Below are 10,196 nucleotides of genomic sequence, written 5' to 3' on the forward strand. Positions count from 1 at the left end.
ATGGTACGTCGAGGACCTAGGATCGACCAACGGTACATACCTTGACAGGGCGAAGGTGACGACGGCGGTAAGGGTTCCGATGGGAACGCCGGTGCGAATCGGCAAGACTGTGATCGAGCTGCGTCCATGAGTCTCGTCCTCCGATACGCCGCGCGCAGTGATCGCGGCCTGGTGCGCGCCAACAACGAGGATTCGGTCTACGCCGGCGCGCGCCTACTGGCCCTCGCCGACGGCATGGGCGGCCACGCCGCTGGTGAGGTCGCCTCGCAGTTGGTGATCGCGGCACTGGCCCACCTCGACGACGACGAGCCAGGCGGTGACCTCCTCAGCCAGCTCAACTCCGCCGTCCACGAGGGTAATTCGGCGATCGCGGCCCACGTCGAGGCCGATCCCGAGCTCGAGGGCATGGGAACCACCTTGACCGCGATTCTGTTCGCGGGCAACAGACTTGGGCTCGTCCACGTCGGCGACTCGCGCGGCTACCTCCTGCGCGACGGGGAGCTCACCCAGATCACGAAGGACGACACCTTCGTCCAGACGCTCGTCGACGAGGGCCGCATCACTGCCGAGGAGGCGCACAGCCACCCGCAGCGGTCGCTCATCATGCGCGCGTTGACCGGACACGAGGTCGAGCCGACGCTGACGGTGCGCGAGGCACATGCGGGTGATCGCTACCTGCTCTGCTCCGACGGGCTGTCCGATCCGGTCAGCCACGAGACCATCCTGGACGCGCTTCAGATCGCCGACGTCACCGAAAGCGCCGACCGGCTCATCGAAATGGCGCTTCGCGGAGGCGGCCCGGACAACGTGACCGTGGTCGTCGCCGACGTCGTCGACTACGAGTACGGCCAGACCCAGCCGATCCTCGCCGGTGCGGTATCCGGCGTGGACGACCAGAGCGCACCCCCCAACACGGCCGCGGGCCGCGCATCGGCGTTCAACCCGAAGCGCGTCGCCGCCGCCCAGCGCACCGCGGTGGAACCCGTGGCTCCGGTGAAGAAGCCGCGTTCGCGGCGCACGATGATCTTCGTCGCGCTGCTCCTGCTGGTGTTGGTCTTGGCGGGACTCGCGGTCGGCCGCATGGTGATTCAGAACAACTACTACGTCGCGGAGCGCAACGGATCCGTGTACATCATGCGCGGTGTGCAGGGAAGCTTCGTGGGAATGGCTCTGCAGCAACCCTTTCAGATCGCCTGCCTCGATGCCCGCAACTCGATCACGAACATCGGCGTTGACGACGATCGCACCGGCTGCCAGGCGCTGAAGGTCGCCGACCTCCGCGAATCCGAACGCGCCCAGGTGACTGCCGGCCTCCCAGGCGGCACCCTCGACGAGGCCATCCGGCAGCTCAGGGAACTGGGTCAGTCCTCGGTGCTGCCAATCTGCGTGGCACCCACTCCGAAGACGACGGAGCCACCCGCTCCGAGGACGCCGGCACCGTCGACCACGCCTGCCGCTCCCACCCCGTCGCCAAGCAGCACGGAGCCCTCACCCGCACCCGAGGTGCCGACCACGGTGACCGCACCACCGCCGACGTCCGCGCCTGCGCCGCCGCCACCGACCACGCCGTCACCTACCGCCACGGCGCTGCCGCCCCCACCGCAGAAGCCGGGCACCGACTGCCGGACGGCGTCATGAGCACCCAGCCACAGGCGCCCGTGACAGTGCTTCCCCCGCTGCCGAACCGGCGCAACGCCGAGCTGTTCCTGCTCGGCTTCGCCGCCGTGATCACCACCGTCGCGCTGCTGATCGTGGAGGCCAACCAGGAGCAGGGCATCCGCTGGGACCTGGCGCAATACACCCTCGGGTTCCTCGCGTTGTTCGGTGCTGCGCACGTGGCCGTGCGACGCTTCGCGCCCTACGCGGACCCACTGCTGCTTCCAGTGGTCGCGCTGCTGAACGGCTTGGGGCTGGTGATGATTCATCGTCTCGACCTCGCCGAGGGGGCACTGGGAGCTGGGGGCGCACGAGGCCCGAGCGCCAATCAGCAGATGCTGTGGACACTGGTCGGCGTGGTGGCGTTCTGCCTCGTCGTGGCCTTCCTCACCGACCACCGCACCCTGGCCAAATACGGCTACGTCTGCGGACTCGTCGGCATCGTCCTGCTGGCCATCCCGGCGATCCTGCCAAGCTCGATCTCCGAGGAGAACGGCGCGAAGATCTGGATTCGCGTGCACGGCTTCTCGATTCAGCCAGCGGAGATCTCGAAGATCTTGCTGCTGATCTTCTTCGCGTCCGTACTGGTGGCCAAGCGGAGCCTGTTCACCAGCGCGGGCAAGCACATCCTCGGGATGAACCTCCCACGCCCCCGCGACCTGGCCCCACTGTTGGTCGCCTGGATTGCCTCCGTCGGCGTGATGGTCTTCGAGAAGGATCTCGGCACCTCGCTGTTGCTGTACGCGTCGTTCCTCGTGCTCGTCTACATCGCCACCGACCGGCTGAGCTGGGTTCTGTTGGGGCTCACGCTCTTTGCGGTCGGTAGCGTCGCGGCGTACTACGCGTTCGCGCACGTCCAGACGCGCGTGCAGAATTGGCTGGACCCCTTCGCCGACCCCGACGGCGCGGGCTACCAGATGGTGCAGTCGTTGTTCAGCTTCGCCACCGGCGGCATCTTCGGCACGGGCCTCGGCAACGGTCAGCCCGGTACCGTGCCCGCCGCCTCCACCGACTTCATCATCGCCGCGATCGGTGAAGAGCTCGGCCTCGTCGGATTCGCCGGGGTCCTGATGCTCTACACGATCCTCATCATCCGGGGCCTGCGGACGGCGGTCGCGGTGCGCGACAGCTTCGGCAAGCTCCTGGCGGCCGGCCTGGCCTCGACGCTGGCGATCCAGTTGTTCATCGTCGTCGGCGGGGTCACGAAGCTGATCCCGCTGACCGGTCTCACCACACCGTGGTTGTCGTACGGCGGTTCGTCGCTGATCGCCAACTACGTGTTGCTGGCGATCCTGATCCGCATTTCGGACTCGGCTCGTCGCCCGCTGGACACGAAGGCGCCGAACGCGACCCCGATCGCCACCGCGCACACGGAGGTGATCGGGCGGGTATGAACACCTCCCTACGACGCATCTCCGTGGCCATCATGGCGCTGATCGTGCTGCTGCTCGCCAATGCCACGATCACCCAGGTGTTCAGAGCCGACGCCCTGCGCTCCGATCCACGCAACCAGCGCGTCCTGCTCGACGAGTACTCCCGGCAGCGCGGCCAGATCTCGGCGGGCGGGCAGCTGCTCGCCTACTCGACGTCGACCGATGGGCACTTCCGGTTCCTGCGCGTCTACCCGAACCCTCAGGCCTACGCGCCGGTCACCGGCTTCTACTCACTGCTGTACTCGAGTACCGGGCTCGAGCGTGCGGAGGACTCGATCCTGAACGGCTCCGACGAGCGGCTGTTCGGCCGCCGACTCGCGGACTTCTTCACCGGGCGTGACCCCCGCGGCGGGAACGTGGCCACCACGATCAACCCGCAGGTGCAGGAGGCCGCCTGGGACGCCATGCAGAAGGGCTGCAGCGGCGGCCCGTGCAAGGGCTCGGTCGTGGCGCTCGAACCGTCGACCGGAAAGATCCTCGCGATGGTGTCGGCTCCGTCGTACGATCCCAACCTCCTCGCGTCGCACGACGGCAACGTCCAGTCGAACGCCTGGCAGCAGTTACGCGACAACCCGGACAACCCGCTGGTGAACCGCGCGATCTCGGAGACCTATCCCCCCGGCTCGACGTTCAAGGTGATCACTACCGCCGCAGCGCTGGCCAACGGCGCGACCCCCGACACCCAAGTCACCGCGGCGGCCCGAATCCCGTTGCCCAACAGCACCGCAACGCTGGAGAACTACGGTGGATCGCCGTGCGGCGCCGACCCGACGACCACGCTGCGCACCGCGTTCGCGAAGTCGTGCAACACCGCCTTCGTCGACCTCGGCATCCGGACCGGCGCCGACGCGCTGCGCAGCACCGCCCAGGCGTTCGGTCTCGACAGCGCTCCCGCGCCGATACCGCTGCAGGTAGTGCCATCGACCGTCGGCCCCGTCGGCGACGACGCCGCCCTCGGCATGTCCAGCATCGGCCAGAAGGACGTGGCACTCACCCCGCTGCAGAACGCGATGATCGCCGCGACCGTCGCCAACGGCGGCGTCACGATGCAGCCGTATCTGGTCGAGAACCTCAAGGGACCCGATCTGGGCAACATCAGCTCGACGAGTCCTCAGGAGCTGCGCCGGGCGGTGTCACCTCAGGTCGCCACTACACTTACTGACCTGATGATCGACGCCGAGCAGGTGACCCAGCAGACGGGTGCCATCGCAGGCGTCCAGATCGCATCCAAGACCGGGACGGCCGAACACGGCTCCGATCCACGCAACACGCCACCCCACGCCTGGTACATCGCATTCGCACCGGCCAAGGCGCCGAAGGTTGCCGTTGCGGTCTTAGTGGAGAATGGCGGTGACCGATTGTCCGCGACCGGTGGTGCCCTTGCGGCTCCGATCGGGCGGGCAACCATTGCCGCGGCTCTGCGGGAGGGATCATGAGCGCGCGCGTCGGAGTGACGCTGTCCGACCGCTACCGTCTTCAGCGACTCATCGCCACGGGCGGAATGGGTCAGGTCTGGGAGGGTCAGGACACCCGGCTGGGCCGGATCGTCGCCATCAAGGTGCTCAAGGCCGAGTTCTCCTCGGACCCCGAGTTCGTGGAGCGGTTCCGCGCCGAGGCGCGCATCGTCGCCATGCTGAACCACCCCGGTATCGCCAGCGTCTACGACTACGGCGAGACCGAGCTGGACGACGCCGGTCGCACCGCCTACCTGGTGATGGAGATGGTCACCGGTGAGCCGTTGAACTCCGTGCTCAAGCGCAGCGGACGGCTGTCACTACGGCACGCGCTGGACATGCTCGAGCAGACCGGCCGGGCACTGCAGGTCGCCCACACCGCAGGCCTGGTGCACCGCGACGTCAAGCCGGGCAACATCCTGATCACCCCCACCGGGCAGGTGAAGCTCACCGACTTCGGCATCGCCAAGGCCGTCGACGCCGCGCCGGTGACGCAGACCGGCATGGTGATGGGCACCGCGCAATACATCGCCCCCGAACAGGCCCTCGGGCGCGACGCCACCGCCGCCAGCGACGTCTACTCCCTCGGCGTCGTCGGCTACGAGTCGGTGGCGGGCCGCCGCCCCTTCACCGGCGACGGTGCGCTGACGGTCGCCATGAAGCACATCAAGGAACAGCCCGCCCCGCTGCCCGCGGACATCCCGCCGAACGTGCGCGAGCTGATCGAGATCAGCCTCCTCAAGGAGCCCGGCCAGCGCTACCGCACCGGCGGAGCGTTCGCCGACGCCGTCGCCGCCGTCCGCGCCGGGCGCAGGCCACCCCGGCCGAACCACGCGCCGACCATCGGTCGCGCCACCCCCGCCGCCATCCCGTCCACGACGCAGACCCGCGCCGTCCCCGACTACGGCCGTCCGCCGACCGCGAACGTCCGGACACGGCCGCCGACGGGCAGTCATCGCACTCCGCCTCCGAAGCGGACGTTCTCCCCTGGCCAGCGGGCGCTGCTCTGGGCCGCGGGTGTTCTCGGCACGCTGGCCATCATCATCGCGATCCTGATGGTGCTGAACGTGCAGGACCGCAAGGACCAAAAGCCGGCCCCGTCCACCGAGACCAGCACGACGGTCCTGCCCGAACCACCCGCCACTCCCGGCGCCATGCCCGCGCCTGGTTGGGGCCTCGAAACCGACCGGACCGATGCGGTCCCCGCCGGTCATCGCGGAGCCGATCCCGGGACACTCCCGCCACCAGCCACAGAGCAGACATTCGCATGACCACCCCGCAACACCTATCCGACCGCTACGAACTCGGGGAGATCCTCGGATTCGGCGGTATGTCCGAGGTTCACCTCGCCCGCGACGTCCGCCTGCACCGCGACGTGGCAGTCAAGGTGCTGCGCGCCGACCTGGCGCGTGACCCCAGCTTCTATCTGCGGTTCCGTCGGGAGGCGCAGAACGCCGCCGCGCTGAACCATCCCGCGATCGTCGCGGTGTACGACACGGGTGAGGCCGAGACCGCCACCGGTCCGCTTCCCTACATCGTGATGGAGTACGTCGACGGCATCACGCTTCGCGACATCGTGCACAACGACGGTCCCATCGAACCGCGCCGCGCGATCGAGGTCATCGCCGATGCCTGTCAGGCGCTGAACTTCAGCCACCAGCACGGCACCATCCACCGCGACGTCAAGCCAGCCAACATCATGATCAGCAAGACCGGTGCGGTGAAGGTGATGGACTTCGGCATCGCCAAGGCCATCGCCGACGCAGGCAATCCCGTCACGCAGACCGCGGCCGTCATCGGCACCGCGCAGTACCTGTCGCCGGAGCAGGCCCGCGGGGAGACCGTCGATGCCCGCTCCGACGTGTACTCGCTGGGCTGCGTCCTGTACGAGGTGCTCACCGGCGAGCCGCCCTTCGTCGGTGACTCCCCCGTCGCCGTGGCCTATCAGCACGTGCGCGAGGATCCGGTGCCGCCCTCGGAGCGCAACCCGGCACTGTCGCCCGAGTTGGACGCCGTGGTGCTCAAGGCGCTGACGAAGAACCCCGACAACCGGTATCAGACGGCCGCCGACATGCGCACCGACCTGATCCGCGTGCACAGCGGCGAGCCCCCCGAGGCCCCGAAGGTGTTCACCGACGCCGAACGGACGTCACTGATCTCGGCAACGCCGTCCAACGGCCGCTCCCAACCGACCGACTTCATTCCGACTCACCAGCCGACCTACCGGCCCAAGGAGCGGAATCCCGCCATCGGCCGCTGGTTCGCCGTCGTCGCCGTGCTGGCAGTGCTGACCGTCGTCGTGACGGTCGTGCTCAACTTCGTCGGTGGCAATCCCCGCGACGTGCAGATCCCGAATCTCCGCAACCAGGCGTACGACGAGGCCGTCGTCGCGTTGCAGAACCTCGGCTTCAAGACCGTCCGCAACCAGCAGCCCGATTCCGACGTCGACGTCGGCAAGGTCATCAGTACCGATCCTGGCGCCGAAACCTCGGCCGCGCGGGACGACCAGGTCACGATCAACGTGTCCACGGGTCCTCAGCAACAAGAGATACCCGACTGCAAGAACCTCGGCTATGCCGAGTGCGTGAGCAAGCTCAAGGATGCCGGGTTCGAGAAGTTCCAGCGTTCGACCTCCGCGTCGACACCGGATCAGAAAGACCGCGTCCTGCTGACCAACCCCATGGCCAACTCGACGTCGGCGATCACCAACGTGATCACGGTCGTCGTCGGCAGTGGTCCCAATACCAAGCCGGTTCCCGACGTCAAGGGGCGCACCCTCGACGAGGCCACGGCGATCATCTCGGCGAACCAGTTCACCGCTCCCCCCATCCCGATTCAGATCGACGGACTCGCCAACACGAAGGGGCAAGTGGTGGGCACGGTGCCGCCGGCAGGCCAGACCGTGCCGGTGGATTCTCCGATTCAGGTGCAGGTCTCAGCCGGCAACGAGTTCAAGATGCCGGACTTGAAGGGAAAGTTCTGGGACGACGCCTCACCGATCCTCCAGTCGCTCGGTTGGCAGAACGTCGGCAGTAACTTCGTCAAGCTTCCGAACGCCGAGAACAGCGGCGTGCCCACCAACGGTGTGGTCACTCAGGATCCGGCGCCGGGCACTCCGCTGAAGTTCACCGACACCATCACGCTGAGCTTCGCGCAGTAGCCGCCCGAACCGTCTCGGCGACCTCGCGCTCGAGCCCGCCGACCAGATTCTCGTCAAGTGGCTGACCGCACACCGCCAGCCAGTTGGCGAGCATCCGGTGGCCACCCTCGGTCAGGATCGACTCGGGATGGAACTGCACCCCGTGGATCGGCAGTTCGACGTGCTGCACTCCCATGACGACACCGCCTGCGGTCTGCGCGGTGACCTCGAGTTCGGCGGGCATGGTGTCGGGCAGGATGGTCAGCGAGTGGTAGCGCGTCGCCGTGAAGGGATCCGGAAGTCCTTTCAGCACACCGACGTTCGCGTGGTTCACGCTACTGGTCTTACCGTGTAGGAGCTCCGGTGCGCGGTCGACGGTGCCACCGAATGCCACCCCGATCGCCTGGTGTCCCAGGCACACGCCGAGCAGCGGCGTCGAGGCGGCGGCGCTGGCCCGAACCAGCGGGATCGACGCCCCAGCGCGTTCCGGGGTGCCCGGTCCTGGGCTCAGCAGAATTCCGTCGAAGTCCTCGGCGACCCTGGCGACGTCGGTGTCGGTGGCCAATCGGGCGTCGTCGTTGCGCCACACGTCGGCGGTCACGCCGAGCTGTCCGAGGTACTGGACGAGGTTGAAGACGAAGCTGTCGTAATTGTCGACGACGAGGACCCGCATCATCCCAGGTTACCGAACCCCTCCCCAGCGATTTCGGCGCGCTCGTCCGCGGCGAGCACGGATCTCCGCGCCCAAATCACCCCATCAGTAGCCGAGCGGGCCTGCGGGCTTGGCGTAGCGCATGCGCACCGCGGGCGGATGGGCGATCACCTCGACGCGGGCCTTCGGGACCTCCGTATAGCCGAGGCCGAACCTCAGGACGTATCGGTTGTACAGCGCCACCATCGGGGAGGCCGCCAGGGCCGCCTGCATGGCTGCCACGTCGCCGATGGCGGTGATCGCGTAGGGCGGGCTGTAGGTGCGTCCGTTGAGCAGCAGCGTATTGCCAACGCACAGGGGTGCAGACGTCGCGATGATCCTCTGATCCTGCATCTGGATGCCTTCGGCCCCTGCGCTCCACAGCGCGTTGAGCACGGCCTCGATGTCCTGTTGATGCACCACCAGGTCGTCGGCCGAGGCATCGCCGGGGAAGCGGCCCGCGGCGTCGCGGTGGGCATCGTCGAGGGTGACGACGAGCCCGGGCCCGCGAAGCGCTGCGAGGCCGGCGTCGACGGCCAACGCGTCGGCGCGGGCGGTGATCGCCTTGAGTGCCGCGTCCGTGGTCGGGGTGCCGCCGTGGTGGTTGTCTACCTGGTCGACGAGGGCCTCGCGTTGGGCGGAGAGCCGGTCGACGGTCGCCTGTGCCTCGTGGACCAGGTCGACGAGCCGCGGCGCATCGCTGCGGCGGATCTCGGCGCCGCCCGACACGGTGTGGGTGGTCGCCAGGAGCAATCCGGCGCACAGGCAGACGACTGGCACACCCAGGCGCCAGGGCGACCGACCTGCGCGGGCCATGGTTTCTCCTCCCGGTCGCGTGCTGCGTTAGGCTCTGGGTTGCATCCGCTCCATCGTCGCACCGTATTTTCTAAATCGTCACCGTCAGAGCCAACTGTCCGAAGGTAACCATGCCCAAGTCCAAGGTCCGCAAGAAGAACGACTTCACGATCGGCCAGGTCAGCCGGGTCCCGGTCAAGGTCAAGGCCGGCCCGTCGAGCATGTGGTTCGTGATCTTGTTCGTGGGCCTGATGCTGTTCGGCTTGCTGTGGTTGTTGGTGTTCCAGCTCGCCGCGACGAATCCGGTGGACGCTCCCAGCTTCCTCACATGGATGGCCAACCTGGCCCAGTGGAACTATGCGATCGCGTTTGCCTTCATGATCACCGGATTGTTGCTCACCATGCGGTGGCGATGAGCTCTCCGCGGACAGGAATGAATTCAACTTCGTTCCTTCGCGTTACGCATTTGGCAACCTTCGCGCCACCCAATCACATCGATGTCATTCATCCCCATTGGGGATAGCACCTGTGGATAACTCGATCGCACACGCATAGAGGGTGCACTGACGCGATGCAGCAAACTGAGTGGAGCCCCCCGACGGCCGGAATCGCAGCCTGTGGCTTCTTCGGCCTATTGATGGCAATCTCCGCTGTGACCATAGTCACAGATCCGCCGGGACGTGTCCTTGCCGGCATTGCCGCGGTGGGTTTACTCGCGTTTGCAAGCATGTCGTGGCGCGCTCGACCAAAGCTGGCAATCACCGATGCCGGATTGGTCGCTCGCAGCTGGTTCGGGACGCGCGTCCTTCGGCGGGACGACGTCGCGAAGGTCCGCATCACCGAATTCCGCCGGATCGGGCGCAAGGTGCGTCTCCTGGAGATCGACACCGCGCCCGACGACCACCTGCTGGTGTTCACCCGCTGGGATCTGGGCACCGATCCGCTCGGCGTCTTGGATGCCCTGACCGACGCCGGATACGCGGGCGGTTAACCGGCTCCGCGCACGATTCCGCCCCGCGGGGCCGACC

General features: G+C 67.4%; 10 protein-coding genes. 8 read left to right on the plus strand and 2 right to left on the minus strand.

Features of this window, described 5'->3' with window-relative positions; translation table 11 throughout:
• The 6 genes from ACRDUX_RS37695 to pknB all read left to right on the plus strand — a co-directional run.
• Positions 1-130, plus strand: a 130-nt coding sequence (locus ACRDUX_RS37695) for an FHA domain-containing protein (protein ID WP_526422146.1), incomplete at its 5' end; no start/stop codon positions are given.
• The gene (locus ACRDUX_RS37700) at positions 127-1,638 is read left to right on the plus strand and encodes a PP2C family protein-serine/threonine phosphatase (protein ID WP_526422128.1); all 1,512 of its coding nucleotides are present in this window, start codon (positions 127-129) and stop codon (positions 1,636-1,638) included. The genes ACRDUX_RS37695 and ACRDUX_RS37700, both read left to right, overlap by 4 nt.
• Complete coding sequence (gene rodA, locus ACRDUX_RS37705; RefSeq protein WP_526422130.1) at positions 1,635-3,050, plus strand: peptidoglycan glycosyltransferase RodA; 1,416 nt, start codon at positions 1,635-1,637, stop codon at positions 3,048-3,050. Before ACRDUX_RS37700 ends, rodA begins: the two co-directional genes overlap by 4 nt.
• Positions 3,047-4,525: a D,D-transpeptidase PbpA gene (pbpA, locus tag ACRDUX_RS37710; protein WP_526422132.1), complete on the plus strand. Its 1,479-nt coding sequence runs from the start codon at positions 3,047-3,049 to the stop codon at positions 4,523-4,525. The genes rodA and pbpA overlap by 4 nt, the downstream gene beginning before the upstream one ends.
• Positions 4,522-5,814, plus strand: a complete 1,293-nt coding sequence (locus tag ACRDUX_RS37715) for a protein kinase domain-containing protein (protein WP_526422134.1) — start codon at positions 4,522-4,524, stop codon at positions 5,812-5,814. The genes pbpA and ACRDUX_RS37715 overlap by 4 nt, the downstream gene beginning before the upstream one ends.
• Positions 5,811-7,703, plus strand: a complete 1,893-nt coding sequence (gene pknB, locus ACRDUX_RS37720) for a Stk1 family PASTA domain-containing Ser/Thr kinase (protein ID WP_526422136.1) — start codon at positions 5,811-5,813, stop codon at positions 7,701-7,703. The genes ACRDUX_RS37715 and pknB overlap by 4 nt, the downstream gene beginning before the upstream one ends.
• Here the strand turns inward: pknB and ACRDUX_RS37725 are convergent.
• Positions 7,681-8,355 (minus strand): aminodeoxychorismate/anthranilate synthase component II, encoded by a 675-nt coding sequence (locus ACRDUX_RS37725; protein ID WP_526422138.1) that lies wholly within the window; start codon positions 8,353-8,355, stop codon positions 7,681-7,683. The two genes, pknB and ACRDUX_RS37725, sit on opposite strands and share 23 nt — an antisense overlap.
• A gap of 84 nt (positions 8,356-8,439) precedes the next feature.
• Positions 8,440-9,189 carry a DUF881 domain-containing protein gene (locus ACRDUX_RS37730; protein WP_526422140.1) on the minus strand — a complete coding sequence of 250 codons (750 nt, stop codon included), beginning with the start codon at positions 9,187-9,189 and terminating at the stop codon, positions 8,440-8,442.
• 110 nt (positions 9,190-9,299) lie between these two features.
• Between ACRDUX_RS37730 and crgA the strand changes: the two genes are divergently transcribed.
• Complete coding sequence (crgA, locus tag ACRDUX_RS37735; protein WP_526422142.1) at positions 9,300-9,584, plus strand: cell division protein CrgA; 285 nt, start codon at positions 9,300-9,302, stop codon at positions 9,582-9,584.
• A 155-nt stretch (positions 9,585-9,739) separates the two neighbouring features.
• A complete protein-coding gene (locus ACRDUX_RS37740; RefSeq protein WP_526422144.1) occupies positions 9,740-10,159 on the plus strand; it encodes a PH domain-containing protein in 420 nt (139 codons plus the stop codon).
• Positions 10,160-10,196 lie beyond the last annotated feature (37 nt).

This window comes from Mycobacterium sp. (assembly GCF_050701675.1).
Classification (GTDB): domain Bacteria; phylum Actinomycetota; class Actinomycetes; order Mycobacteriales; family Mycobacteriaceae; genus Mycobacterium.

Bases quoted from the DNA above. Each gene is read 5' to 3' on its own strand.
- pknB (WP_526422136.1), top strand. From the start codon at position 5,811: ATGACCACCCCGCAACACCTATCCGACCGCTACGAACTCGGGGAGATC.
- crgA (WP_526422142.1), top strand. From the start codon at position 9,300: ATGCCCAAGTCCAAGGTCCGCAAGAAGAACGACTTCACGATCGGCCAG.
- ACRDUX_RS37740 (WP_526422144.1), top strand. From the start codon at position 9,740: ATGCAGCAAACTGAGTGGAGCCCCCCGACGGCCGGAATCGCAGCCTGT.
- ACRDUX_RS37730 (WP_526422140.1), bottom strand. From the start codon at position 9,189: ATGGCCCGCGCAGGTCGGTCGCCCTGGCGCCTGGGTGTGCCAGTCGTC.
- rodA (WP_526422130.1), top strand. From the start codon at position 1,635: ATGAGCACCCAGCCACAGGCGCCCGTGACAGTGCTTCCCCCGCTGCCG.
- ACRDUX_RS37700 (WP_526422128.1), top strand. From the start codon at position 127: ATGAGTCTCGTCCTCCGATACGCCGCGCGCAGTGATCGCGGCCTGGTG.
- pbpA (WP_526422132.1), top strand. From the start codon at position 3,047: ATGAACACCTCCCTACGACGCATCTCCGTGGCCATCATGGCGCTGATC.
- ACRDUX_RS37725 (WP_526422138.1), bottom strand. From the start codon at position 8,355: ATGCGGGTCCTCGTCGTCGACAATTACGACAGCTTCGTCTTCAACCTC.
- ACRDUX_RS37715 (WP_526422134.1), top strand. From the start codon at position 4,522: ATGAGCGCGCGCGTCGGAGTGACGCTGTCCGACCGCTACCGTCTTCAG.